The following is a 26,282-nucleotide window of genomic DNA, read 5'->3' on the forward strand; positions in this document are numbered from 1 at the left end:
AGTGGGGTGGGAACGATGTCGTGAAACCAGACACTGTCACCCCGACCAAGAAAAAGACTCGAGTGATCGGGTCTTTTCTGGTTTCCGGGCGGGCGCGGGGGTCTCGATACGCTTCGCTACTCGACCAGCCAAAGGTGGCGGCTTTTCTTGGTTGATTGATTAGGCCGCAGGCCGTATCGAAATCCCCTACCGCTCCGCCGTCAGCCGCGCGAGCTCGACGTCGAGGGCGTCGGCGAACGCATCCACATCGGCCTCGTCGATCACCATCGGCGGCTTGAACTTGAGCACGTTCTGACGCTCGCTCGCGGGCTGCACGATCATGCCGTGCGGCAGCATCCGCTCGCACAGAAGTGCCACTTCTTCAGTCGCGGGCTCGAGGGTCTCGCGGTCACGCACGAGTTCCACGCCCTGATAGAGCCCGATGCCGTGGACCGCACCAATCCACTCGTGCCGTTGCGCCAGCTCCGACATGCGCGCCGAGAAGCGTGCACCCACGCGCGCTGCTCGCGCCTGGAGGCGCTCATCCTCGATCACATCGAGCACCGTGCGGCCGACCACCGAACTCAGCGGCGTGCCTGCCGCCGACGAGAAGAACATGCCCTCATCCGCAAGCGCATCGAGAATCTCGCGGCGGGTGATGACCGCACCGATCGGGAACGCGTTGCCCGCCGCCTTGGCGACGCAGATGATGTCGGGGCGAGCATCCTGCATCGCCGCGCCCCAATACGCGGCACCCAGACGCCCGAGGCCCACCTGCACCTCATCGGCAATCGCGACACCGCCCTGGGCGCGCACCGCCTCGTAGACGCCCGCGAGGTACCCCTCGGGCGGAATCACGCCACCGGCATTGCCGAGCACCGACTCGCAGATGAACGCCCCTGCCGGGCGACCCTCGGCGGCGAGCGAGTCGAGTTGCTCGCGCACCTGCGCCAGGTACTGCTCCCCCGCATCCTCGCCGCGGAACGGCCCGCGATAGGCGTTCGGGGCGTCAACGAGGTGCACCCAATCGGGGCGGTTCTCGGCGGCCGACGGATTATCGAACGCCGAGGTGCTCACGGCATCAGAGGCGAAGGTCCAGCCGTGATACGCCTCGCGCGGCACGATCACGCCACGGCGCCCGCTAAACACTTGTGCCATGCGCAGCGCAAGATCTACGGCCTCTGAGCCGGAGTTCACCGGCACCGCCACATCAAATTCGCCGGGCCAGGCGCGATTCGCGCGCGCCACGAGCGCCTCGGCGTAGTCGGCATAGGCACCGTAGAGAAAGCGCGAGTTGGTATTGAGCAGGCGCATCTGCGCGGATGCAGCACGCTCAAGTCGCGGATGCGAGTGGCCGATCGCGGTGACATTGTTCACGAGATCGAGGAGCGGCCGCGCCTCGGCATCGATGAGGTACTGGCCCCACCCGCGCACGATGAGCGGCGGAGAGAGGTAGTAGCGTTCGCTCGCCTTGCCGAGCGCGGCATCGCGGCGGCGGCGCTCGCGCCGAGTCGCCGCAATGGCACTCGGGGCGGGTTCGAGCCCGAGCATGGTTGAGGGGTCGGGGCGCAGGGATGCGGCAACCGCCGCCTTTGCAGCGGTGCACCAATCGAGCTGCTCCTCGGCGGCTCCCGCGATCCACTGCACACGCACACGGCTCGTGCCGTCCTTGCTGCGGCGGGCGGTGCCGACGAGGTCGCCAGCCTCGACCGACGCGACGTCTTCGACACGCAGGCCCCGCAAACGTAGCCGCACCGGCCCGTCAACGAGATCAACCGCATCCTCGCCGGCGTATTCGAGGGCACCGGCGAACGGTGCGATCAGCTCAAGCGGACCAGCAGCGATGACGTCAATGAACAGTGCCCGGCTTTCGGGCGCCTGCGGGCTCGGCGTCGCGGCGCGATCGAGTCGGTATTCACCCCAGCGGGTGGCGGCGATCTGGCGCCGCTCGAGTCGCTCGTGAATCGCGTCGTCGGCCGCTCCTGAACGTAGCCAGGCACCCTCGTCAAACTCCGTCGCCTCGGGCGCAAGTGCCACGATTGCTTTGCTGCCCAGGCCTCGTGCCAGGCGCTCGTATTCGATGCCGGGGCGGTGCGGCAGACCGAGGGTCGTGCGGAACACCGCGAGCGCGAGCTCATCGTCGATGGCCGCGGCGGCTTCGAGCACCCGCCATTCCGACTCCATCCGTTCAGCGGCGTACTCGTTGTCGGCATCGATGCGCAGTTGGTTCCAGCCACTCACGACGAGCGTCGCGCCGCGCAGCCGCACGAGCGGCCATAGCGCGGCAAGTTCGTCATCAGTGAGTTCGACGTGCTCGGCGAACTCGGCAACGGTCGCTGCGGCGAGGTTGAGGCTGCCGGTGCGCTGCAGCACCGAGGCAATCGCGACGGCGAGTTCGGCCACCCGCCAGCCGCTTCCCACATCACCGAGGTCGATGACCCCGAGCATGCCGCCACCAACGCGCACGACGTTGTCGTCGGTGAGATCGCCGTGGATGATCTGCACCGGCAGCTCCCCGAGCTTCGCGAGCGCCTTCGCGGCGCTCTTCGTCTCGGCCTTCACGACCGCGCGCCGCGCCTCATCGGTCACATCGTCGAGGAGGGCCGCGACGACCTCCGCGGCGTTCCGCAAATCCCACTGCAATTCCCGGGTAAAACCAGGATGCTCCGCGCCCTTGAGTGCCGCGACGACGGCCCCAGCGACATCACCAAGCGAGCGCGCCTCGTACTCGCTGAAGCTCGGCACCTCGGCAAGCGTGCCGCCGGGCAGGAATGACTGCAGGCGCGCGTGCGAACCCGAGGGCAGGAGCACGGCATCCTCGCCTGCCTTGGTCGGCAACGGCGTGGCGGCGGCGAGTCCCGCGGCGTCGATGAGCCGCGCGGCATACAGTTGCGCATCCACTTCTTCGGCGGTGGTGGCGGCATTGTCGATCTTGAGCACGGCGGTGGTGCCATCGACCTGGGTGACGAGGTAGTTGCGGTCTTGCTGACTGCCGAGTTCGACCAGCTCGCCCTCGATCCCCCAGTGAACCCGCAAGAGTGCGGCGGCGGCTGCCGCATCCACATCGGGACGCACGCGCTGCCAATTGTCGTTCGAAGATGCGGCCACCATGGCAAACCTTCCTGCCGAAACGTGTGAACGGCATTCATCGCCGTCGACACGTCCCATCATGACACCCGTAGGCCGAACGCGAAATTAGGGCGCGGGCTCGCAAGCCCCCGCCCTAATTCAGTCGCTCACGCTAGTCGTCGCTGAGCGCCTCTCCGTCGTCTTCCCACTCGTCATGAAGGTCGTCATCTTCCACCGCGTCGGCGAGCGCCTCGAGCGAGGCGGTGTAGGCCTCGACCGGGAACGGCGGGAACTTACCCTCGAGGAACTTTTCGTTGGTGACCTCTTCCCAGTCGTAGGTGAGGGTGACATAGGTGGTGTCATCGTCTTCGGGCTCAAGTTCCCAAGTCCACTGCCAGCCAAGCGGCTTGTCGTAGCCTTCCTGGCGCGGCTTCCACGCGATGACGCGGTCTTCTTCAAACTTCGTGACGAGGTTGACCATGCGGTAGTCACCGCCCATCGACTCGGCGTACATGTTCATCGTGAACTCGTCACCCACGGCGGTGATGGGCTTTGCTGCCTCGTCGGCACTGCGAATCATCTCGGTGCCGTCAGCGTCGATCTGCTGGTCGGGGTCGGCAAGAAGCTCAAAAATATCGGCGGCCGGGGCGTGGATGAGGCGGCCCACCGTGAGCGTGCGGCCCTCAATGTGAACGCTGTCGGCGCTCACGCGCTCGAACTCTGTGTTGTCGTCGTGCACGGCACTACCTTTCGGGTTGTTTCATTGGCGACTGCGCCTCTATCTCAGCGCATGCACCCTAGAGGTGGCTGGCGAGTCGCCCACCAGATTCCCGCAGATAGCACTGGCCGCAGAGCGACTCGTAGGTGACCTGCTCGCCGTCGATCGCGACCTGATCGCCATCGAAGGTGAATACGCCGTCGACGACGCGGCCATTGAAGATGGCTTTGCGGCCGCAGCGGCAGATGGTCTTGAGTTCCTCGACCGCATGGGCGATTTCGAGCAGGCGCCGGGAGCCGGGGAAGGCGACGGTCTGGAAGTCGGTGCGGATGCCGTAGCAGAGCACCGGCACGTCATCGAGCACCGCGATCTGGAAGAGCTCGTCAACCTGGGGCGCGGTGAGAAATTGCGCTTCATCGACAAGCAAACAGGATGCGTTGGTGTCGACGATGGTGCGGAGGAACTGCTCGCGCGGGTGGTCGTCGGGGCCGACGAGGAAGTCGACCTCGCGGGTCATGCCGAGACGCGAGGAGATTGACTCGGCGCCCTTGGTGTCAATGGCAGGTTTTGCGAGCAGCACCCGGTGGCCGCGTTCTTCGTAGTTGAAGGCGGTTTGCAGCAGCGCCGTCGACTTGCCGGAGTTCATTGCGCCGTAGCGGAAATAGAGCTTGGCCACGGGCGGTCCTTTCGGCGAGGGGATGAACCAGTCGATGCTATCGGTCGCGCGGCGCCATTCGCTCGCTGAGGCTCTCGAAGCGCACCGCGCCATTTCGCTCGCTAAGGCCATCGAAGCGCGCCGTTGTCAGGCCACCTGCGGTTTGCTCGCGCGGGCTAGCATCCGCGGCGTGACCGAGAACACGACGCCCGCTCCGAAGCCGCAGCTCCGCCGCGCGCTCACCCTCGGCGGCGCGATCGCGATTGGGCTGAGTTCGATGATCGGTGCGGGAGTCTTCTCGGCGTTTGGCCCGGCCGCCCAGGCAGCCGGTTCGGCACTCCTCATCGGTCTCACCCTCGCCTTCATCGTCGCCGCCTGCAACGCCACCTCGACCGCGCAGCTCGCCGCGCAATACCCGACGTCGGGCGGCTCCTATATTTACGGGCGCGAACAGCTCGGCCACTGGTGGGGCTTTGTGGCCGGATGGGGATTCGTCGTTGGTAAGTCGGCCTCTGCCGCCGCGATGGCCCTCACCTTCGCGGCCTACGCGGCGCCCGAGGCTTGGCTCAAGCCCGTCGCACTCGCCGCACTTGTGGCCCTCATCGCGCTCAACTCGTTCGGCATCACCCGCACGGCCGGGGCTGCACGCATCATCGTCGCGCTCGTACTTACTGGACTGGCGGGCATCCTGAGCACCGCGTGGGTACTCGAAGGAGCCTCGCCAACCGGTGCGCAGGCCCTGATCGCGGGGCTCGATGAGCAACTCGCCACGCCCGCCGGCTGGTACGGCGTGCTGCAATCGGCGGGACTCCTCTTCTTCGCCTTCGCCGGCTACGCGCGCATCGCCACGCTCGGCGAAGAGGTGCGCGAGCCCGAACGCAATATCCCGCGCGCCATCATCACGACACTGCTCGTAGTCGCGGTACTCTACGCCCTCGTTGCGCTGACCCTGCTCAGCCGCCTCGGCAGTGGCGGTGTCGCCGCATCCTCGGCACCGCTCGCCGACGCCGTGCGCGACGCACCCTGGGCTGTGACGCTCGTACAGATCACCGCCGCGATTGCGGCGCTCGGCGCGCTCCTCGCGGGCATTGCCGGCGTCTCGCGCACCACCCTCGCCATGGCACGCGAACGCGACCTGCCGAGTGCGCTTGCGATCGTGCATCCGGGTGTGCAGGTGCCCCGCGTCGCGACGATCGTGCTCGGCATGGTCGTGGCCCTGCTCATCCTCGTCGGCGATGTGCGCGAAGTGATCGGCTTCTCGTCATTCGGCGTGCTCACGTACTACTTCGTCGCGAACCTCGCGGCATTCACGCAACAGGATGCACACCGCCGGTATCCGCGCTGGGCGCAGGTCATCGGCATGGCACTTTGCGGCGTCTTGGTGGCAACTTTGCCCTGGCAATCGGTGGTGGGCGGACTCGCTATCTTTGCAATTGGCCTGATCGGCAGAGCAATCGTCGTTCGTCGGCTTAGCAGACGTGCCGGGCACTTTGGTAGCTAACTGCTCAATTTCGCGGATGTAGCTCCGCTACGGTCAGGCGCATGACTGATCCCCGCATTGAACGCACGAAGGAAAGCCTGCGCGCGGCGGTGTTGCGCCTGGCTGCCGAGCGCCCGCTCTCGGAGATCTCGGTTTCGGAGTTGACGAGTGCGGCCGACGTCAACCGTGCCACGTTCTACAGCCACTTCCGCAACCTCGACGAGGTACTCACCGAGGCGCTCTGCGCCGACCTTGATCAGCGGCGCGATGACGATCTTGCGCGGCGACGCGCTGGCGATCTGCCACCGGCTGAGTTGTTGGACTTTGCCATCGAGTCGGTGTTTGAGCACATTTCGAAGTACGACCGGGTCTACCGACTCTCGCTTGACGAGACCTCGAGCCCGGTCTGGCGTACGTTGCGCTCGTCTATTCGTGCGGGCATCCGCGATGTGATTGATGAACAGCCGAACAAGGTGTCGGGCCTTAATCCCAGCCTCGCGGCCGATTTCGCGTCTTCCGGGCTCGTCGGTTCGATTGAGGGCTGGATGCGCCTTGACGACACCTCGCTCGAGGAGTTGCGTTCGACCATCAGGCTCTCACTGCCCGAGTGGTGGCGCTCACTGCAGTAACTTCAATTGCAGGTCTCTTTCTAAGCGACACTTGTCGCTTTTTCAACATCTGTTGCCTAACCTGGTAGTACCGCAACAAGGATGTTGAACGAAGGAGAACCCCGTGAAAGCTGACGTAGTTGACGCAGTCGGCGAGCCGTTTGTGATTCAAGAGATCGACATTGCCGAGCCGATTGGCCGCGAAGTGCTGGTCGACGTGAAGGCCTCGGGCCTGTGCCACAGCGATGAGCACTACCGCGCCAACGACTTTGGTATGCCGATGCCGATGGTGTTCGGCCACGAGATCGCCGGTGTCATCGCCGCCGTCGGCCCCGATGTGAGCGAATTCAAGGTTGGTGACCACGTCGTCGCCTGTCTCGTACCAAGCTGCGGCCACTGCCCATCCTGTTTGGACGGCCGCCGCCACCAGTGCTCGAACCCGACGGCCGTGCAGCGTGGCGTGGACGAACCGCCACGCCTTTCGCGCAATGGCGAACCGCTCAACTAGTTTCTTGAGATCTCGGGATTCGCCGAGCAGATCCTTACGCATGAGAACCGGGTCGTTGCCGTCAATCTCGAGATCCCCTTCGACAAGGCGGCACTGCTTGGCTGCGGTGTGGTCACCGGAGCCGGAGCCGCGATCAACGCCGCCCGCGTCGGCGTGGGCCAGGATGTCGTGGTGATCGGTTGCGGCGGTGTGGGCCTCAACACCGTGCAGGGAGCACGCCTGGCCGGTGCCCGCCGCATCATTGCAATCGACCTGCAGCCGGCGAAACTCGAACTCGCGAAGAAGTTTGGCGCAACGCACACAATCAATTCGGGTGGGGTCGACGACGTGGTGGCCGCAGTGCAAGAGATCACCGGTACGAGTGGCGTGCACGCCTCCTTCGAAGTCATCGGCCTCAAGGCGACGGCCGAACTCGCTGTGCGCGTGCTCGGCGTGGGTGGCACGGCCTATCTTGTCGGCATGCAGCGCGTTGGCACCGTGCTCGACATTGAACCGATCTCGGAACTCATGCCGTTCCAGCGCTCGATTGAGGGCGTGATGATGGGGTCGACGAACTTCAAGCGAGATGTGCCGATGTTCGCCGACTACTACCTGCAAGGGCGGTTCAACCTCGACGACCTCGTGTCGCAGACCATCACCCTTGACGAGATCAACGAGGGCTATGAAGAGCTCCTCAAGGGTGCCATCGCCCGCAGCGTCATCGTCTTCGACTAGTTGGATCGCTCAACGCCGCCGCCCGCGAAGTCGCGGGCGGCGGCGTTTGGCTTGGGATAGCGTCGTGGACATGAGCCCACTGCGCAGCGTCGATGATCAGCTTTCTCGGATGCTCGCGGCGGCGGAGCGGGTGGGCACGGAGACGGTGCCGACGAGCGAAGCTACTGGCCGCATCCTCGCCACAGATCTGCGGGCGCGGTTCGCGGTGCCGCCGTTCACGAACTCAGCGATGGATGGCTATGCCGTGCGCGCGGCGGATCTCGTCGAGCCGCGGACCCTGCCGGTTGCGGGCGATGCGCCCGCCGGTGCCGCGCCGGTGCGACTCGAACCGGGTACCGCCCTGCGCATCATGACCGGGGCGCCGTTGCCCGAGGGCGCGGATGCCGTGGTACCGGTCGAGCAGACTGATCAGCGGCCGGGTCCGGGGCCGGTGCCGAGCGAGGTGTCGTTTTCGGTGGCGGCGAAGGCAGGTGCGAATATCCGTCGCCGCGGCGAGGATGTGACTGAAGGCGACCTCGTCATGCGCGCCGGAGACCGGGTAAGCGCGGCTGCGATCGGTGCGCTGCTTTCAGTTGGTCATGCGGAGCTTGAGGTGACTCGGCGACTACGGGTGGCGGTGATGGCGACCGGGGATGAACTCGCGTGCGGCGGCGAGGCGCTGGCGCCCGGCAGCATCCCCGACTCGAATGGACCGATGCTCGCGGCGCTCGTGGCGCAATGGGGCGCCGAGGCCGTGTTGCTGCCCGCGAGCCGTGACAGCGTCGCGGAGTTTCTCGCGGCGCTTGAAGGGGCGGGCGAGGTCGATCTCGTGATCACCACCGGCGGCGTCTCGGCTGGCGCCTTCGAGGTGGTGCGACAGGCGCTCACCGGGCGCGGGGTCGAGTTTGTGGGTGTGGCGATGCAGCCCGGAAAACCGCAGGGGTTCGGCGCGATTGAGCTTGGCGGCCGTCGAGTGCTCGTGGCTTGTTTGCCCGGGAACCCAGTGAGTGTGTTCGTGTCGTTCCATGTGTTGGTGCGGCCGCTGCTCGCGTGGATGAGCGGAGCCGCGGATGCGGCAACGCACGGGATGCGTGCCGTTGCCGGACACGATTGGACGCCGCCACGCGGGCGCACGCAGTATGCGCCGGCGGTCGTGACGCAGGAGAATGGGCGGCTCGTGGCGCGGTTGCCGCATGAACTGGGGGCGAAGTCACATCTCATTGCCTCGTTGCATCTCGCGAACGCACTCGTGGTGGTGCCTGCAGACGTGGATGCTGTGGCGGCGGGCGATGAGCTTGAGGTGCTGCCGGTAGCGGGGTTCGCGGGCGGCGAGCGACACGGGATGCGACGCGGGATGCGACGCGGGATGCGACGCGGGATGCGACGCGGGTAGCAAGCGACGCGGGTAGCAAGCGACGCGGGCAGCGTCGCCGCGCCCGCGCGGCTCGCGCTATTCCGCGCGCTCCCTGCAAATCCGCGCGTTGCAACGCGCGGATTAGGCGGAAGCACGCGGGTTAGTGGCAAGGCGCGCGCCGTGGCGCGGCAGCAAGACGAGGAGACGGGCCGCGCATACCCGCCCGCTAATACGCGCGTGCCCCGCAAATACGCGCGCTGCAGCGCACGTATTAGGCGGGAGCGCGCGTATTAGTGATCCCGGCCCCCGGCACGCGCGGACGAAGCGCGCGGATTAGTGCGCGGCGCGGGCGTCGCCGCGGGCTTGACCGACAATGTGCGCGACGAGTGGGCCCACGACAGCCACCGCATCCCGCACTCCTCCGGTCGACCCCGGTGCGTTGACGATAAGCACGGCCCCGGGTCCGCGCCCAGTCAGGCCAACGAGTCCCCGCGAGAGCACGGCGCTCGGCACGGCCACCGCGCCGCGCGCGCGCATCGCTTCAGCGACGCCGTCGAGGCGCACGTCGAGCAGCGGCGCCGTGGCTTCGGGCGTGAGGTCGCGGGGCGAGACCCCGGTGCCACCGGCGGTGAAGACCAACGCGACGCCCGCATCCGCGGCTGCCGAAACCGCCGCGCGCACCGACTCGATGCCATCGGCAACCACGTCGATGCGGTCGACGGCGATGCCGTGTTCGGCGAGGCGCGTGGCGGCTTCGGGGCCGGAGCGATCCTCGTACTCGCCGGCTGCGGCGCGGTCAGAAACGGTGATCACTCGTGCGTGCAGCTTCATGGCACCTCCACTCGCCACGGTAGTGCGTCGAATCTGTCACGCCGACATTGCGTCGAGGTGCATACACCTCGGCGCGGCTCAGACGTGACAAGAATTCAGGTACCCACAAACGATGCGGCGAATCCGGGCGCCGGCGCGGCCAAAAACTCGACTACCGGCGCGTCCTGCACCACCCGACCGGCTTCGATCACGACCACCCGATCGGCAAGCGCACGCACATCGGCAAGATCGTGGGTGATGAGCACCGCCGTGCGGCCGCGCGAATGGGCTGCGAGCAGTTCGCGTTGTCGGGGCGCTGATTCCACGTCGAGGGCAGCGAACGGCTCATCCCAGAGGCAGAGCCGCGGTGACGTCGCGAGCGCCCGGGCGATCGCCGCGCGCTGCGCCTGGCCGCCCGAGACCTCGCGGGGCAAGCGGCGATCAAGCCCGCCCGATCCCGTGCGGATGAGCCAGGTCGTAGCCGCCGCGAGTGCCTCGCGCCGCGACTTCCCGGCCATGCGTTGGCCAAAGGCCACGTTCGCGCCGAGGTCAAGATGCGGAAAGAGCAGCGGATTCTGGCCGAGCCGCGCAATGCCGCGACGTTGCGCCGGCACCCGCACGCGTGCATCCGGGTGGTCGAGCACCGTGTCGCCCAGCTGAATCTTGCCGGCGTCGAGATCGAGAAGTCCCGAGATCGCGTCGATCACGCTCGATTTGCCGGCGCCGTTCGGGCCGATGACGGCGACAGTTTCGCCGGCCGCGGCGCGGAGCCGAACGTCGATGTCACGTTCGGTGAGGACGATGTGTGCGTCAAGTGGCACAGGGTCGGTCGGGGTTGCGCTGGGCTTCGTGTCACTGAGCCGTGCGGGGCTGACCGGCACGGCATCGTGAGGCGCAGCGTCATCCCTTACAGTGATAGCCCGATCGGGAACGACCGCCGCTGGCGCAGTCGTCGATGCTTCGTCGAGCCCCGACCGTGCCGGCGCGCCCAGCCGTCGATCGCGTCGGTTCGCGGCCGGTCCACCCGGCGCTTGGTACGCAATTGCCACGATTACTGTCGCCACAATCACGAGCAGGATGCTCAGAGCCACCGCCGCGCGCTGGTCGATTTCGCGCTGCAGGTAGATCTCAAGCGGCAGCGTGCGCGAGACGCCCTCGAGCGAACCCGCGAAGGTGATGGTCGCACCGAACTCGCCGAGTGCCCGCGCGAAGGTGAGGACGGTGCCCGTGAGGAGACTTGGCCACAGCAATGGCAAGGTCACGGCCCAAAGCGCCCGGGTCGGCGAGGCGCCGAGGGTGAGCGCCACCGCCTCGAAATCGGTCGACCGCGAGCGCAATGCACCTTCGAGCGTGAGTACCAAGAACGGCATCGCCACGAAGGTCTGCGCCATGATCACGGCGAGCGTCGTGAATCCGATCTCCACCCCGAAGGGCAACACCAGCGAGCCCACAAGTCCGCGGCGCCCAAACGTGGCAATGAGCGCGATGCCGCCGACGACTGGCGGCAAGACGAGCGGCAGCAGCACGAGCGTGCGCACGACCTTGAGCACTACATCCGGGATGCCGCCGCGCGCGAGCACGAGCGCGACGGGCACCCCGATGATGAGCGAGCAGATCGTCGCCGCGAGCGACGATCGCAGCGAGAGTTCGAGCGAGACGAACGCTGAGCGTGAGGTGATGAGCGCCCAGAACTCTGCCCAATCGACCTGGCTGAGCAGACCCGCAAGCGGCAACGCGAGAAGCGCCGCGAGCAGCGCGCCCGCCCAGCGAACCCAGCCGGGCAGGAGTCCCCGGGGACCTCGCGTGCGCGCGGTCACTACGGTGCGCCGAAGCCGGCCGCCTGCAGCTTCTGTTGGGCGGATGCGGCAAGGACGTAGTCGACGAACGCCTGCGCCAGCTCGGGGTTCGTGGTCGATGCGGTGACGCCGATCGGATAGTTGTTCACAATGTCAGCGGCCTCAGGAATCACGACCTCGGCGACCTGGTCTCCGGCACCGCGGGCGTCGGTGACGTAAACAATGCCCGCATCCGCCTGGCCCGTGGTGATCTTGCCGAGCACATCGGTCACGGCGTTCTCTTCGCTCACGGGCGAGAGGGTGATGCCGGTGGTCTCCTCGAGTTTGTTGGTCGCGGCACCGCAGGGCACCTGCTCCGCGCAAACAACGAGCGCGACATCGTCACGGGTGAGATCGCTGAGACCGGTGATGTTCTTGGGATTACCGGGTTCGACCACAACGGTGAGCACATTCGTCGCGAAGATCGGCTGTTCAGCACTCATGAGCGAAGCCTCGATCGCGTTCTTCATGGTCGATTCGTTCGCGGTGGCGAGCACGTCGACGGGCGCGCCATCCTGCATCTGCGTGACGAGGCCAGAGGAACCGCCGTAGTTGAAGGTGATGGACGTCTCGGGATGCTCAGCCATGAAGTCGGCGGCGATTTCGTCGAATACCTGGTTGAGTGAGGCGGCCGCGAACACGGTCAGTTCACCGCTCAACGTGTCAGCGCTCGGTGCCGCAGCGGCGTCAGCCGGCGCGGCGGTGTCGGTGGCAGCCGGCGCACCGCCAGCGCATCCGGCAAGCAGTGCGGCGCCGGCAATCGCGAGCGCGCCAATGAGGCCGCGGCGGGCGCGGCGAAGGCGTGAAGCCATGGTCAGGATCCCTTTTCGATGATGACGTTGGTGGCCTTCACCACCGCGGTCGCCACGACTCCCGGCGCGAGCCCGAGTTCACGTACGGCTTCGCTCGAAATGAGCGAGACCACGCGATGCGGGCCGCATTGCAGCTCGACCTGCGCCATGACCGTATCGGTGGTCACCTTCGTGATGATTCCGACGAAGCGGTTGCGAGCCGAGCGCGCCACATCGGCGGGGTCGGCTGGCAGCACGGAGTGGTCGCGCACGAGGTTGGCGAGTTCGAGCCCGTCGACGGTGGCCGGGCCATCCCCGGTCGATCGGGCCAGCAAGCCCTGGTCGATCCACCGCCGCACGGTGTCGTCGCTGACACCAAGAAAGCGCGCTGCCTCAGAAATCCTAATCTGCGACATTTTGCCCCCTTATGCCCTGTGGATGCGTCTACTGCATCCTAGAGCTTGTTCGCGTCGCGTGCGCGCCCGCGCTCGATCTCGGCAGCGAGACCGCCCGCGATGAGTTCAATTGCCGTCGCGTTGTAGCCACCCTCGGGCACGATGATGTGGGCGTGTTTCTTCGAGCGCTCGACGTAGCGCTCGTGCATCGGCTTCACCGTCTCGAGATACTGCTGCTCGATCGATTCGATGGTGCGGCCGCGCTCAATGACGTCACGCTTCACGCGACGCAGAATGCGCACATCGGCGTCGGTGTCGACGTAGATGCGCAGGTGGCAGCGATCGCGCAGGCGCTCATCGTGAAAGAGCAGCAGCCCCTCGAGAAAGAGAATCGGCGCCGGCTCAACGAGGTTTGTCTGGGCGGCACGGTTGTGCACCGTGAAGTCGTAGACCGGCGTCTCCGTGGCCTGTCCAGCGAGAATCTCGTCAAGGTGCTCGACGAGCAGATCGTTATCGAATGCATCCGGATGGTCGTAGTTCAGTCGCGAGCGCTGATCGTACGTGAGCGTGTCGTTGCGGCGGTAGTAGTTGTCGTGCATGACAAGGCTCGACTCCCCCGCAAACCGACCCCGTAGCGCGCGAGTGAGTGCGCTCTTGCCGCTCCCGGTGCCACCGGCAATGCCCACTACGAACGTGTTCGTCATCGACCTGATCTCCGCATCCTGCCCATACGCCGCTGGGCCGCTCGGAGGCATTCCGAACGGCCCAGCCGCATCTAACTCAAACTGACTACGAGACCGAGGCGATGCCAAGGACGCTCGCGGTGCTGTTCTGCACCTTGTCGGCAGCCTCAGTCGAGGCGTTCGTCTTCTCACCGAAGCTCGGGATGAGTTCCTTGAGCTTCGGCTCCCATCCCGCGATCTTGTCGGGGAAGCACTTGCTCAGCACATCGACCATGACCGGAACGGCCACCGAGGCGCCCGGCGAGGCGCCGAGGAGACCTGCAATGGTGCCGTCGGAGTGGGCGACGACCTCGGTGCCCATGACGAGCTCACCGTTCATGCCGCCCTTCATCACCTGGACGCGCTGGCCCGCGGTGATGAGGCGCCAGTCTTCGATCTTCGCTTCGGGGAAGAACTCGAGAATCTGCTCGAAGCGCTTCTTCTTGGATGCGAAGACCTCCTTGACGAGGTAGCTCACGAGGCTGAGGTTCTTACCACCCGCGGTGACGTAGGTGGGGATGTTGCCGGCACGCAGCGAGCGGAAGAAATCGAGTAGCGAACCGTTCTTGAGGTACTTCGTGTTGAAGCCTGCGTAGGGGCCGAACAGCAACGACTTCTTACCGTCGACGACGCGGGTGTCGAGATGCGGCACCGACATCGGCGGCGCGCCAACGGCAGCCTTGCCGTAGACCTTTGCCTGGTGTTGTGCGACAACCGCGGGGTTATCGGTGCGCATGAACACACCCGAAATCGGGAAGCCGCCGTAGCCCTTCACCTCGGGAATACCAGCCTTCTGCAGGAGCGGCAGTGCGCCGCCACCGGCACCGACGAACACGAAGCGACCGTGGGTGACGTTCTTGCGACCCTTTTCTGCGCCCGAACGCATCCGGGTGCCGATTTGCCAGATGCCGTCGGGGCGCTGGCGCAGGTCGGTGACCTCCATGCCGAGGCGCACCGTGGCGCCGTGCTTGATCGAGTTCTCGATGAGCTTGCGAGTGAGCGCGCCGAAGTCGACGTCGGTGCCGGCTTCGACATAGGTCGCCGCAATGGGCTCATCCTTGTCGCGACCGACGACGAGGGTCGGGGCCCATTCGAAGATCTTCGCGGGGTCGTCGCTGAACTGCATCGTGGCAAAGAGCGGCTCATCCTTGAGCAGTTCGTAACGGCGACGCAGGAAGTCGACGTTGTCGGCGCCGCGCACGAAGGTCATGTGCGGCACCGGGTTGATGAACTCAGCCGGGTTCTTGAGATCGCCGTCTTCTACGAGGCGGGCCCAGAACTGGCGCGACACCTGGAACTGTTCGTTGATCGCAATGGCCTTCGAGACCTCGATCTTGCCGTTCTTCTCGGGCGTGTAGTTGAGCTCGCACAGGGCCGCGTGGCCCGTTCCGGCGTTGTTCCAAGGGTTCGAGGACTCCTGGGCCACGTCGTCGAGGCGCTCGATGATCTTGATCGACCACTCGGGCTCGAGCTCGCGGATAAGGGCAGCAAGGGTGGCCGACATAATGCCACCGCCGATGAGCACGGCATCGTAAATCTTCGGGTTCGTCACGCCCTCCAGTCTACGCGCGCGCAGGGCCGCTCGCCTCCGCGCGCATCCAGCCAGCGCGCGGCCCGCGTAACGACGCAAGTGAGAGCGAAAACGCCGAGTGGGAGCCCCTGGAGACTCCCACTCGGCGTTTTCGCTCGCAGTTGAGGCGCGGGCTACGCAGTGGCGCGGGCTATGCAGCCGACAGCTCTTCGGCGACGAGTTCGGCAAGCTGCACCGTGTTGAGCGCTGCACCCTTACGCAGGTTGTCACCCGAGACGAACAGCGCCAAGCCCTTGCCCGCGGGGGCCGACTGATCAGCGCGAATGCGGCCGACAAAGCTCGGGTCTTGGCCAGCCGCCATGAGCGGGCTCGGCACCTCGGCAAGTTCGACGCCGGGCGCTGCGGCGAGAATCTCGCGCGCCTGCTCGGGTGTGATGTCGTTCTCGAACTCGGCGTTGATGGTGAGCGAGTGGCCGGTGAATACGGGCACGCGCACGCAGGTGCCGCTCACGAGCAGGTCGGGGATGTGGAGAATCTTGCGCGATTCGTTGCGCAGCTTCTGCTCTTCATCGGTCTCACCCGAGCCATCGTCGACGAAGTCACCGGCCTGGGCGACCACGTTAAAGGCGACAGGATGCACGTACTTCTGCGGCTCGGGAAGCTCGACTGCCGAGCCGTTGTGCACGAGACCGAGCAGTGCATTCTCACCCGCTTCGACACCGGCAATGACCTGACCCGACAATTCCTTTGCCCCCGCGAGCCCCGAGCCCGAGGTGGCCTGGAAGGTCGAAACGACGAGGCGACGCAGGCCCGCGGCCTCGTGGAGCGGGCGCAACACCGGCATCGCCGCCATGGTGGTGCAGTTCGGGTTCGCGATGATGCCCTTGGTGCGGTTCGCGATGTCGGCGCCGTTGACCTCGCTCACCACGAGCGGCACCTCGGGGTCGAGGCGCCAGGCCGAGGAGTTGTCAATGACAACCGCCCCAGCGGCAGCGAAGCGCTCGGCCTGGGCCTTCGAGGTCGCGCCGCCAGCCGAGAAGAGGGCGATGTCGATGCCATCGAGGTCGGCGGTCGCGACATCTTCAACGACGATCCGCTCGCCGCGGAACTCGAGTTCCTTACCGGCCGAACGCGCCGAGGCGAAAAATCGGACGGCCTTGAGCGGGAAGTCACGCTCGTCGAGCAGGCGCCGCAGCACCTCTCCGACCTGGCCAGTGGCACCAACAACGGCAACGGTGAACTGCTTCGACATCGTTCTCACTCCTGATTCTTGGCGTTGCGCCGAATTCTTGGGGCAGGCCTAGCGGCCGGTACCCGCGTAGACAACGGCTTCTGATTCGCCGTCGAGGCCGAAGGCGGCGTGAATCGCACGCGCGGCTTCCGCGACGACCTCGGCGCGGGTGACGATCGAGATGCGGATCTCACTCGTCGAAATCATGTCGATGTTGATGCCGGCATCGCGCAGTGCCTCAAAGAGCGTCGACGAGACGCCGATGTTCGAGCGCATCCCGGCACCAATGAGCGACACCTTGCCGATCTGGTCGTCGAGGCGCAGCTGCTCGTAACCAAGTTCATCCTTGGCATTTTCAATCGCACGAGCGACGGCGTCGGCCGAGGCCTTCGGCAGGGTGAACGAGATGTCAGTGACACCATCGCTCTGGGTCTGAGCGTTCTGCACGATCATGTCGATGTTCGCGCCCTCGGCGGCAACAATGCCGAATAAAGCCGCTGCCGAGCCGGGCACATCAGGCACGCCGACGACGGTGATCTTCGCCTGGCTCAGGTCGTGAGCGACGCCGGCAATGGTTGCTTCTTCCAAGGGGAACTCCTCTGCCCGGTCGGGGTGGTAGACGATGGTGCCCGGGTTGTCCGAGAACGACGAACGAACAATGAGCGTGACGCCCTGGCGCCGGGCGTACTCAACGGCGCGGATATGCAGCACCTTGGCGCCCGAGCCCGCGAGTTCAAGCACCTCTTCGCTCGAGATCGCGTTGATCTTGTGCGCCTTCGGCACCACGCGCGGGTCGGCGCTGAAGATACCGTCGACGTCGGTGTAAATCTCGCACTTTTCGGCGCCGAGGGCGGCAGCCATGGCAACGGCGGTGGTGTCGGAGCCGCCGCGACCGAGAGTGGTGATGTCTTGGGTGTCGACGTTGATGCCTTGGAATCCGGCAACGATGGCGATCGCACCGGCTTCGACGGCGGCACGGATGCGGTCAGGCGTAACTTCAACGATGCGCGCGTCGCCGTGGGTACCGTCGGTCTTCATGCCGGCCTGACTGCCGGTGTACGAGCGGGCTTCATGGCCGAGGGCCTTGATCGCCATGGCGAGCAGCGACATCGAGATGCGCTCACCACTCGTGACGAGCAGGTCAAATTCGCGCGGGTCGGGCTGCTGCGTGATCTCGTGCGCGAGGTCGACGAGTTCGTCGGTCGTGTCACCCATGGCAGAGACGGTCACGACGACATCGTGCCCGGCCAGCTTGGTGTCGACAATGCGCTTGGCGACGCGACGAATGCCCTCAGCGTCGGCGACCGACGATCCGCCGTACTTCTGCACGATGAGACTCACGTGTGCTTACTCCCGGAATGACTGCGCGGCGCGCGGGCGCACGCCTCGTAAGAGTCTAGTCCTCTACGCACTGTCGGGAATACGACGGGCATTCACCTGTTAGACCTTTCGGCACTCAAGTTTGAAAGGCAGGCCAATATGTCACGCATCGTCATTTTCGGTGGCACGGGATACACCGGTGGCAACATCGCTCGCGAGGCAGTGAGCCGCGGACACCAGGTGGTGGCCTATTCGCGCAATGCTCCCGCCGAACCGACCAGTGGCGTTGAGTACCGTGTGGGCAGCCTTGCTGACGCTGAGGTCGTGGCCTCGGCGGCCGAGGGCGCGGATGCAGTGGTCGTGGCCGTGCAGGCACACGACGTTGACGGCGCCCCGCTTGTGCAGCGTATTGGCGCAGTCGTGGATGCTGCGGTTGCCGCAGGTGCGCGCCTCGGCGTCGTTGGTGGCGCAGGTTCGCTGCACGTGTCGGAAGACGGCCCGCGCCTCGTTGACACCCCCGAGTTCATGGATGAGTGGAAGCCTGAGGCGCTCGCGCACGCGGATGTGCTCGAGTCATTGCGCGCCGACGCTGGCAAGGCGGATTGGTTCTATGTGAGCCCGGCGGCACTCTACGGTTCATTCGCGCCTGGTGAGACGACTGGCGAGTACCGCACCGGTGGCGATGTGCTCGTGACTGCTGAGGATGGGACGAGCGAGATCTCGGGCACCGACTATGCGCTCGCCTTCGTGGATGAGCTCGAGCAGCGTAACCACGTGAACCAGCGCTTCACCGTCGCGCACTAGCTGGCGCATCTCGTCGCAACGGACGGCCTGTTTGCGCATCCCCGCCAGGATGCACAAACAGGCCGTTTTCGTGGGCCAACTAGCGGACGCCGCACCTGGTCGGTCGAGTAGGCCGAACGCTCCCACTTGGTTGGTCGAGTAGGCCGAAGGCCGAATCGAGACCCCCGCACCAAATGTCGCAGGCCACACCTACCCTTGGTTGAGCGACAACACCCACCTTCATCCCGCTTCGATATTCAGCATTTATTCAGCCAAATAAGAACATCTGTTCGATTATTTCTGTAGACTGAAACCACAACGCAACATCGCCGACTTGAGAGCGGGGTGACCACCGTGACGACAGCCACCGATCAGCAGGGCCGCTTTCTCAGCGATCGCATCCGCGATTACGACGACGCTTGGCAAGCTGGCGCGCCGCTCGGACTTTCGGGCGAGCTGGTCGGTGATGCCGCGCTACTCACCGACGCACAACTCGTCGACGTCCTGCACGCAGCCGGGGTGCTTCGCCGTCAGGTCGACGGCGTGATCGCTGCACTCGCTGGCGAAATTGCTTCCCGCGTCACGGTGCAAGAGTCGCACCCGATTGCGCGTGAGCGGGGCCACCGTTCCACCTGCGAACTCGTTGAGTACGAAATCGGAGTGCCCCGCGGCGAAGCGCGTCGATTCATCGAGGTCGGCGCTAACTGCGCCGGCGAAACATGGCTCTCCGGTGAGCGCGCACCAGCAAACACTCCGCACGTCGCGGAGGCAATCGGCGAAGGTCGCATTGGACTCGCAGCGGCAGCCGAGATCGTTGAGTTCAATGATCGAGTCAGCCGAGTAGTGCCCATCGATGATGTTCAGGTCGCTGAAGCGGTCCTCGTTGACCTCGCCGCAGAGGTCACGCTTCGTGAGCTGAAGAAGGCGATCCAGCATTCCGAAGCACTCATCGACCCAGACGGACTCGAACCCAAGATCGAGCGCCAACGACAAGCCCGCGCGCTGAGATTCGGCACCGACGCGCAGGGCATGGTCACGCTCTCGGGAAAGCTCGATCCCGAAACCGCGGCACCCATCCGAGCAGTGATCGATGCGCTCGTCACCCATCAATTGCGGTCAGCGAGGGGCAGCAATGTGACGCTCGCGACCTATCCACCGCATCGTGGTCGGCACCGCCAGGAGGACAAGGCCGCGGTCTCTCGGGCAGACGCAGTTGCCGGTCTGGCGGGAAACTGTGCATCAGCCCTGGGCGAATCGCCTGAAGGAATCGCTGACGAGATCGGTTCGCATGACCTCGAGCGACCGAGTTGGGCGTTCGGCCCTCCCGAGCATGCTCGGCACACCGAGCCCACCGTACGCATTGAACACGCGGAGCATCCGGATGCGCCGACGACGAGTTCATCGTGGGTGAGCGAGTCGCGATCTGCTCAGTCATCCCTCGTCGACGGTGTGGTGAGCGCGCCTTCCGCCGCGGGAGTGCGCTTTGTTCCCACCGAGTCACTGAATGAGGCCGGGTCGTCATCAGGCACGGCAGGTGTCGAGCACCGATCAATCCCACAGCTCCAGGCCGATGCGCTCGCGACACTGTGTCGTCACGCGCTGGGTTGTGATGCGGCAGAACTTGCCGGCACCTCCTCAACGACCGTCGTAGTGCGCATGCCCCTCGAGGCCGTCATCGACTCGACCTCGACAACGGACGGAACGGCCGTCGGGCCCTCACATTGTGAGATCGATGGTCACGGCCCGATCGATGTGTCGACGGCGCGCAAGATGGCGGCATCGGCTGGCATCATCCCGCTCGTCCTGGGTGGCGATAGCGAAGTGCTCAATCTCGGGCGATCTCGCAGATTCTTTACGCCTGCGCAACGACTCGCACTTGTCGAACGCGATGGCGGCTGCGCCTTTTGCGGTTTGCCTCCGGGAATGGCCGAGGCGCACCACATCAAGTGGTGGACGCGGGATCACGGGCCCACCGACCTGAGCAATGGCATCCTGCTCTGCACCACCTGTCACCACCGAATCCACCACGACTGGGACGTGCACATCGTGCCCGACCCCGAGCGAGAAGGCAGTGGCAACGGCTCGGGTGGCACGGTGTGGTTCGTGCCGAACGGCATGGTCGATTCCCGTCAGACACCTCGTTTGGGTGGCCGGAAGCGGTTCGATCCCGCATTCCGCCAAGCGCATCCGCCGACACCGCTGCCGCCGACCCCCAAGATTCCGCCGCGAGTCGTGCAGACACGTGCATCTGCAACGCCACCACCAAGTGAAGGCCCATGGGGTTCGGCGCACCACCCTGCCCGAGACGGCGTCGCGCCCGCAACTGTCCCGGCACCGGCACTGGCACCGGCAACGGCACCGGCACCGTTTGTGGCGTCGAGCGCCGCTGCGCACGAGCGCGCGCGAAGCACGACATCGCGGCACACGACATCGCGGCACACAACAATGCGCACTCTGGAGTGGACTAAGTCGCGGGAGCCAACTCGGTCCCCACGGCTCGTAAGCTCGATCCTCTCGCCGGACGAATTGGCCGAGGAACGCGCTCGCCAGGTGCTTGCCTCGCAGTTCTCAGTTATTCGCTCACGGTACCCACGTCTCCCCAGGGGACTCAGGCTGATGCGACTCACTACCGCCAGAACTACTACACCGCTTCCCGTCCGCAGGTTACGTCGCGCGGCGAGATTCAGCGATCGGCAGTAGGCCTCCGCGCTTGCCTGGCCGCGCTTCTAGCCGGGCAACGCGAGCCGGGCCTCGCTGCCGGGTCGCGCTGCCGAGTTTGCTCCGGACGACTTCGCACGCACAGCCCCTGCGCGGCTGGTGAAACGCGCGGAGCTACTCGCCGCCGATGATGCGACGGCCAGCGAAAGCACGGCCGAGCGTGACCTCATCCGCATATTCGAGATCGCCGCCGACCGGTAGGCCCGACGCAAGTCGCGACACCCGCACGCCCATCGCCACGAGCAAGCGCGAGAGATAGCTCGCCGTCGCGTCACCCTCCAGGTTCGGGTCGGTGGCGATGATCACCTCCACCACCTCGCCCGACTCAAGACGGGGCATAAGGCTTCGAATATTCAACTGATCCGGACCAATACCGTCGATCGGCGAGATCGCCCCGCCGAGCACGTGATAGCGGCCGTTGTACTCATGCGTCCGCTCAATCGCCGCGACGTCTTTCGGCTCTTCGACGACGCAAATGAGCGTGGTGTCACGATCCGGATCAGCGCAGATGTGACAGGTGACTTCCTCGGCCACATTCCCGCAGTACTGGCAAAACCGCACCTTGTCGCGCACATCCAGCAGAATGCGTGCCAGCCGCGACACATCAAAGTTCTGCGTCTGCACGATGTGAAACGCGATGCGTTGCGCCGACTTCGGACCAACACCCGGCAAGCGGCCGAGCTCATCAATGAGGTCCTGAACGATGCCCTCGTACATTCGCGCTTACTCCTCCGGCGGTGCTTCGTAGTCGTCAGGTGGCGTGTCCTCCGGCGACGGCGCGAAGTACCCGCTCGGCACCGGAATATCCTCGATCAGCTCTTCGCCGACAAATCGCGCGCCAAGCTTCTCGCGCACAACCGCCTCACCGTAGCGCTCATTACCGCCATAGTTTGCCGGGTGACGCTCGGGCTCCGGCAAATCTTCCGGCATGATGACCCGCAAACCAGCCGGCACCTCGGATGCATCAGCCTCCGATTCATCCGCGCCGCCCACCTTCGCGACGGTCCACGTTGCGGACGCGGGCGGTGACACTTCGGCTGTTGCAGGGGCGACTGGCTCCGGCGCCGCGGCGGGATCCGCCCAGGCCGCGAGATCTGGCGACCTACGCGGACCCGAACCAATGTCCGAAGTGGCTTGAATGCTGTCTGATGCGGCGTCCGAATCGACTTCTGAAACAAGCTCTCGCGTCGCAGCAACTCTGGCTGAGTCAGCCGGTTCAGCTTGAACCGCCACGTTAACGCTCTGCGCCGCCGGTGCATCCTGGCCCCTCGTCGGTGGCGCAACGGGATTCTGCACCCGCTGAGTCACGCTCGGATCACTCACATGCACTGTCGTCTCCGGCAAGTGCTCCGGCGCGGTCTCCTGCTCTTGTGCGACCAGGTGACGCGCCGCAATGACCTCCGGCGCACGGTCGTCACTTGCGTCAGCACCTACGCCAGTGCCAGCACCGGACGGACCGGCGCTAGCCCGATCGTCGACTGCCGCACTTGGGCTAGATTCATCGATGTGTGTCGATTCCAGCCCAGGCGAATCGCTCATTTCACTCGGCGCTACGCCTTCGCGTTCCGTCGCGAGCTCATCCCAGCCCGAACCCGGCCCATCATCAGCTGCCCCTGTGGGGACCTTGGCTACGGACCAGGTTGACGGGGGATGGTTGCCCTCCGCATCGGTGGGCGGTGCTGGCGGCGTCTGGGCCGGTCCCCCATCGTCGGTGCGCACGCGCGGCTGAATCTGCACATCAAAGCCGAACGCCTGCCGCAACGCATCCTTGAGGTACGCGCCCGGCGCCTTGCCCTGACCCGATGCACTGCGCAACTGCTGCGAGAGTCCGCGACTTGGCACAATTACACGAAGCACGCCATCCTGCCAACCGTTCGGTTCGAGTTGCTGCACGACCGACCACGCGGCACGTCCGCCGAGTCGCTGCACCGATTCGAGGATTTCGGGCCACGCAGTCCGCACGCGCGCAAGATCGATATCGGCTGGCCCCCTCGCTGCGGCACCGGCCGGCTGAGTTGCGCGCAGGTCGCCCGCGCCGCCCGTCGCGGTCGAGCGATCGTGATCAATTTGCCCGTCGCGCGGCTGCGATGCGGTGCCGGCTCGGCTATCGGGTGCACCGCGCCCGCCGGCGTCGGCTGACTCTGCCGGTCGTTCGTTCGAAGACGAGTCAGCGTGAGGACGGGCGGTGTCGTTGCGCTGGTCTCGCTGACCGGGCCGAGCGTCAACTGGTTTCACCGGCTCGGCAGCCGCCCAAGCGGACGTCGCCTGGGTAGCAGCATCGACCACCGGCTGGGTCGGCGTCGGCGCTCCACCCGAAGATTCGCCTGCGCTTGCTCCCGAACGTTCGGGCGCTGGCCGTTCGGGGGCTGGCCGTTCGGGGGCTGGCCGTTCGGGGGCCTGGCGAGCCGGCACCTGCTGCCCGGGCGCACCCGCACCCTGGCTGGTCGCCGCAGGCACGCTAGTTCCCGGACTCGCTTGCGCACCAGCACCAGCACCAGCACCAGCCACGCCAGCGTCCGCATCCGCGCCACCCGCAGCATCCGCGCCGCCAAACGACACCCGCAGCGCGACCAAAATGTGCGCCACCATCAGCTCAAGCTGCACCCGCGGCGCCGTCACGCCACTCATCTCAGTGAGCGTGCCATTCACCGTGTCGGCGATCATCGCCAACCCAGCCGGCGCAAACCGCGCCGAAGCCGCGAGCAAACGATCAAGCTCCTCAGTCGAGATGCCGCGCAAGACCGCCACAGCGCCAGCGCCGGTCGCCTTCGCGACGATCAGATCACGCACTCGCTCAAGCAGATCCTCAACGAAGCGACGCGGATCCTGACCCGATTGAATCACCGCATCAATCGATCGATACGCCTCAGCAGCGTCACCATCGGCAAACGCGGTGATCGTCGCATCCAGCAGCCCCTGCGAAGTAAACCCAAGCAGCTGCGACGCCATCTCATAATGCATCTGCACGCCATCGGTGCCAGCGATGAGCTGATCAAGCAGCGACAGCGTGTCACGCGCCGAGCCACCACCGGCGCGTACGACCAGCGGCAGCACACCGGGCTCGGCCGTCACACCCTCTTGCTCACAGATCTCACCGACGTACTGCAGCATCGTCGCCGGCGGAATCAGCCGGAACGGGAAGTGGTGCGTGCGCGAGCGAATCGTGCCGATGACCTTCTCAGGCTCGGTCGTCGCAAAGATAAACAGCACATGCTCCGGCGGCTCTTCCACCACCTTGAGCAGCGCGTTGAAGCCGGCGCCGGTGACCATATGCGCCTCGTCAATGATGAAGATCTTGAAGCGATCACGCGCCGGCGCAGTCACCGCGCGCTCGCGCAGGTCACGAGCATCGTCGACGCCACCGTGGCTCGCCGCGTCAATCTCGACGACATCGAGCGATCCGCCACCGTTTCGCCCGAGTTCGCGGCAGGATGCGCATTCGCCACACGGCGTCGGCGTCGGCCCCTGCGCACAGTTCAAGCAGCGGGCGAGGATGCGCGCCGACGAGGTCTTGCCGCATCCGCGCGGACCGGAGAACAGATACGCGTGATTGATGCGTCCGGTACGCAACGCCGTCATCAACGGCTCGGTCACCTGTTGCTGCCCGATCATCTCGGTGAAGGATTCCGGCCGGTATCGACGGTAGAGCGCAGCGACCATGCGCTCCATCCTAGAGTGCGCCACCGACGCGCTCAGTGGCGATCCACAGGCGCATCCGCTGGCAGCGTTTCTGGAATCACAATCGCGCCGCTCAGGCGATTGATTGCGCGCATCGCGTGATACACGATGAGCGCCGCCGCAGTGCCGAGCGCGATGCCTTCGAAGGTGAGTTCACCCGCGACCCACGAGAAGTTCGCGATGCCGACAATGAGCGCAATTGCGGCGGTGGTGAGGTTGATCGGGTTTGAGAAGTTCACGCGACCCTCGACCCAGATGCGAATGCCGAGCACACCGATCATGCCGTAGAGCACCGTGGCCGCGCCGCCAAGTACGCCCGGGGGCACGGTCGCAATCGCGGCGCCAAACTTCGGTGACATCGACAGCAGGATGGCGATGATGCCGGCCACGAGATACGCGGCAGTCGAGTAGACGCGCGTCGCCGCCATCACGCCAATGTTCTCGGCATAGGTCGTCGTGCCCGAGCCGCCGCCGGTACCCGCGAGCACCGTGGCCGCGCCATCGGCCATGAGTGTGCGGCCAATCATCGGGTCAAGATCGCGGCCGGTCATGAGTGCCACCGACTTCACGTGACCGATGTTTTCGGCGACGAGCACGAGCACGACGGGGATGAACAGCCCGAGCGTCGCGACATGGAACGTCGGCGTCGTGAACTCAGGCAGACCGATCCAGGCCGCCTCGTTCACTGCCGTGAAGTCGACCTCGCCCTGCAGCACCGCGGCCACGTAGCCCGCGGCCACACCAATGAGAATCGACAGGCGCCCGATCATGCCGCGGAAGATCACAGTGACGAGCACGACGACGACAAGTGTGACCAGCGCCGTGATTGGCGCCTGCTCGAAGTTGCTCTTCGCCGCGGGCGCGAGATTCAGGCCGATGAGCGCGACAATCGCGCCGGTGACGATGGGCGGCATGAGCTTCGAGATCCAGCCGCTGCCAACGAGGTGGGCGATGAGGCCGATCGCGAAGAGCGTGGCACCAGCGACGACGATGCCGCCGAGTGCGGCCGCATGGCCGTGCGATGCCGTTGCCGCCGCAATCGGGGCAATGAACGCGAACGAGGAACCGACATAGGAGGGCACGCGGCCCTTCGTCACAATGAGGAAGAGCAGCGTGCCGATGCCCGAGAACAGCAGCGTGGTTGCTGGCGGGAAGCCGGTGATGAGCGGCACGAGGAAGGTGGCGCCGAACATCGCCACGACGTGCTGCGCTCCAATGCCAATAGTGCGCGGCCACGAAAGCCGCTCATCCGGGGCAACGACCGCGCCCGGTGCGAGGTGCCGACCATCGCCGTGCAATCGCCAGCCAAATCGTGGCGTCGTCGTTGTTTGCTCGCTCATCTGCGCACCGCCCTCATCCGTAGTCCGAGGGCAATGGTAGGCGCTTCGAGAACCTCAGCACGCC

The 26,282-nt window shown here is 65.7% G+C and carries 21 protein-coding genes; 7 read left to right on the top strand and 14 right to left on the bottom strand.

Annotated features, from left to right (window positions below; all coding sequences use genetic code 11):
• Positions 1-186 precede the first annotated feature (186 nt).
• From EG850_RS11895 to EG850_RS11905, 3 genes are all read right to left on the bottom strand, one after another.
• A complete protein-coding gene (locus tag EG850_RS11895; protein WP_185715057.1) occupies positions 187-3,090 on the bottom strand; it encodes an aminotransferase in 2,904 nt (967 codons plus the stop codon).
• 130 nt (positions 3,091-3,220) lie between these two features.
• Positions 3,221-3,787 carry an SRPBCC family protein gene (locus EG850_RS11900; RefSeq protein ID WP_124973762.1) on the bottom strand — a complete coding sequence of 189 codons (567 nt, stop codon included), beginning with the start codon at positions 3,785-3,787 and terminating at the stop codon, positions 3,221-3,223.
• A 58-nt stretch (positions 3,788-3,845) separates the two neighbouring features.
• A complete protein-coding gene (locus tag EG850_RS11905; RefSeq protein ID WP_124973764.1) occupies positions 3,846-4,442 on the bottom strand; it encodes a thymidine kinase in 597 nt (198 codons plus the stop codon).
• A gap of 169 nt (positions 4,443-4,611) precedes the next feature.
• Between EG850_RS11905 and EG850_RS11910 the strand changes: the two genes are divergently transcribed.
• The 5 genes from EG850_RS11910 to EG850_RS11925 all read left to right on the top strand — a co-directional run bounded on the left by EG850_RS11910 (position 4,612) and on the right by EG850_RS11925 (position 9,103).
• The gene (locus EG850_RS11910; protein WP_268878164.1) at positions 4,612-5,922 is read left to right on the top strand and encodes an APC family permease; all 1,311 of its coding nucleotides are present in this window, start codon (positions 4,612-4,614) and stop codon (positions 5,920-5,922) included.
• 41 nt (positions 5,923-5,963) lie between these two features.
• Positions 5,964-6,530 (top strand): TetR/AcrR family transcriptional regulator, encoded by a 567-nt coding sequence (locus tag EG850_RS11915; protein ID WP_124973766.1) that lies wholly within the window; start codon positions 5,964-5,966, stop codon positions 6,528-6,530.
• 103 nt (positions 6,531-6,633) lie between these two features.
• Positions 6,634-7,017 carry an alcohol dehydrogenase catalytic domain-containing protein gene (locus EG850_RS13585; protein ID WP_235829316.1) on the top strand — a complete coding sequence of 128 codons (384 nt, stop codon included), beginning with the start codon at positions 6,634-6,636 and terminating at the stop codon, positions 7,015-7,017.
• 108 nt (positions 7,018-7,125) lie between these two features.
• On the top strand, positions 7,126-7,731 hold the full coding sequence (locus EG850_RS13590) for a zinc-binding dehydrogenase (protein ID WP_235829317.1): 606 nt from the start codon (positions 7,126-7,128) through the stop codon (positions 7,729-7,731).
• Positions 7,732-7,801: 70 nt separating this feature from the next.
• Positions 7,802-9,103, top strand: a complete 1,302-nt coding sequence (locus EG850_RS11925) for a molybdopterin molybdotransferase MoeA (RefSeq protein ID WP_124973768.1) — start codon at positions 7,802-7,804, stop codon at positions 9,101-9,103.
• Positions 9,104-9,397: 294 nt separating this feature from the next.
• Here the strand turns inward: EG850_RS11925 and EG850_RS11930 are convergent, their stop codons facing one another.
• The 8 genes from EG850_RS11930 to EG850_RS11965 form a co-directional block, all read right to left on the bottom strand.
• Positions 9,398-9,895, bottom strand: a complete 498-nt coding sequence (locus tag EG850_RS11930) for a MogA/MoaB family molybdenum cofactor biosynthesis protein (RefSeq protein ID WP_124973770.1) — start codon at positions 9,893-9,895, stop codon at positions 9,398-9,400.
• 95 nt (positions 9,896-9,990) lie between these two features.
• Positions 9,991-11,691: an ABC transporter permease gene (locus EG850_RS11935; protein ID WP_235829318.1), complete on the bottom strand. Its 1,701-nt coding sequence runs from the start codon at positions 11,689-11,691 to the stop codon at positions 9,991-9,993.
• Complete coding sequence (gene modA, locus EG850_RS11940; protein WP_124973772.1) at positions 11,691-12,521, bottom strand: molybdate ABC transporter substrate-binding protein; 831 nt, start codon at positions 12,519-12,521, stop codon at positions 11,691-11,693. The genes EG850_RS11935 and modA overlap by 1 nt, the downstream gene beginning before the upstream one ends.
• A gap of 2 nt (positions 12,522-12,523) precedes the next feature.
• Complete coding sequence (locus EG850_RS11945) at positions 12,524-12,916, bottom strand: TOBE domain-containing protein (RefSeq protein WP_124973774.1); 393 nt, start codon at positions 12,914-12,916, stop codon at positions 12,524-12,526.
• A gap of 38 nt (positions 12,917-12,954) precedes the next feature.
• Positions 12,955-13,599, bottom strand: coding sequence for a uridine kinase (gene udk / locus EG850_RS11950; protein WP_124973776.1), 645 nt, complete (start codon positions 13,597-13,599; stop codon positions 12,955-12,957).
• Between the two features lie 85 nt (positions 13,600-13,684).
• Entirely contained in the window at positions 13,685-15,169 is a 1,485-nt protein-coding gene (mqo, locus tag EG850_RS11955) for a malate dehydrogenase (quinone) (RefSeq protein WP_124973778.1), read from the bottom strand.
• Positions 15,170-15,338: 169 nt separating this feature from the next.
• Positions 15,339-16,400, bottom strand: coding sequence for an aspartate-semialdehyde dehydrogenase (locus EG850_RS11960; protein WP_124973780.1), 1,062 nt, complete (start codon positions 16,398-16,400; stop codon positions 15,339-15,341).
• Between the two features lie 48 nt (positions 16,401-16,448).
• Positions 16,449-17,720 (bottom strand): aspartate kinase, encoded by a 1,272-nt coding sequence (locus tag EG850_RS11965; RefSeq protein WP_124973782.1) that lies wholly within the window; start codon positions 17,718-17,720, stop codon positions 16,449-16,451.
• 138 nt (positions 17,721-17,858) lie between these two features.
• On the opposite strand from EG850_RS11965, the gene EG850_RS11970 reads away from it, so the two are divergent.
• Both EG850_RS11970 and EG850_RS11975 read left to right on the top strand, forming a co-directional pair.
• Positions 17,859-18,503: an NAD(P)-dependent oxidoreductase gene (locus EG850_RS11970; RefSeq protein WP_124973784.1), complete on the top strand. Its 645-nt coding sequence runs from the start codon at positions 17,859-17,861 to the stop codon at positions 18,501-18,503.
• A 333-nt stretch (positions 18,504-18,836) separates the two neighbouring features.
• Positions 18,837-21,182: an HNH endonuclease signature motif containing protein gene (locus EG850_RS11975; protein ID WP_235829319.1), complete on the top strand. Its 2,346-nt coding sequence runs from the start codon at positions 18,837-18,839 to the stop codon at positions 21,180-21,182.
• A 132-nt stretch (positions 21,183-21,314) separates the two neighbouring features.
• Here the strand turns inward: EG850_RS11975 and recR are convergent, their stop codons facing one another.
• The 3 genes from recR to EG850_RS11990 are packed head-to-tail and all read right to left on the bottom strand — an operon-like array spanning position 21,315 to position 26,218.
• Complete coding sequence (gene recR, locus EG850_RS11980; protein ID WP_124973788.1) at positions 21,315-21,917, bottom strand: recombination mediator RecR; 603 nt, start codon at positions 21,915-21,917, stop codon at positions 21,315-21,317.
• A gap of 6 nt (positions 21,918-21,923) precedes the next feature.
• Entirely contained in the window at positions 21,924-24,860 is a 2,937-nt protein-coding gene (locus EG850_RS11985; protein WP_124973790.1) for a DNA polymerase III subunit gamma and tau, read from the bottom strand.
• Between the two features lie 32 nt (positions 24,861-24,892).
• On the bottom strand, positions 24,893-26,218 hold the full coding sequence (locus EG850_RS11990; RefSeq protein ID WP_124973791.1) for a uracil-xanthine permease family protein: 1,326 nt from the start codon (positions 26,216-26,218) through the stop codon (positions 24,893-24,895).
• Positions 26,219-26,282: the final 64 nt, after the last annotated feature.

Source organism: Gulosibacter macacae (genome assembly GCF_003865375.1).
In the GTDB taxonomy this organism is placed as follows: domain Bacteria; phylum Actinomycetota; class Actinomycetes; order Actinomycetales; family Microbacteriaceae; genus Gulosibacter; species Gulosibacter macacae.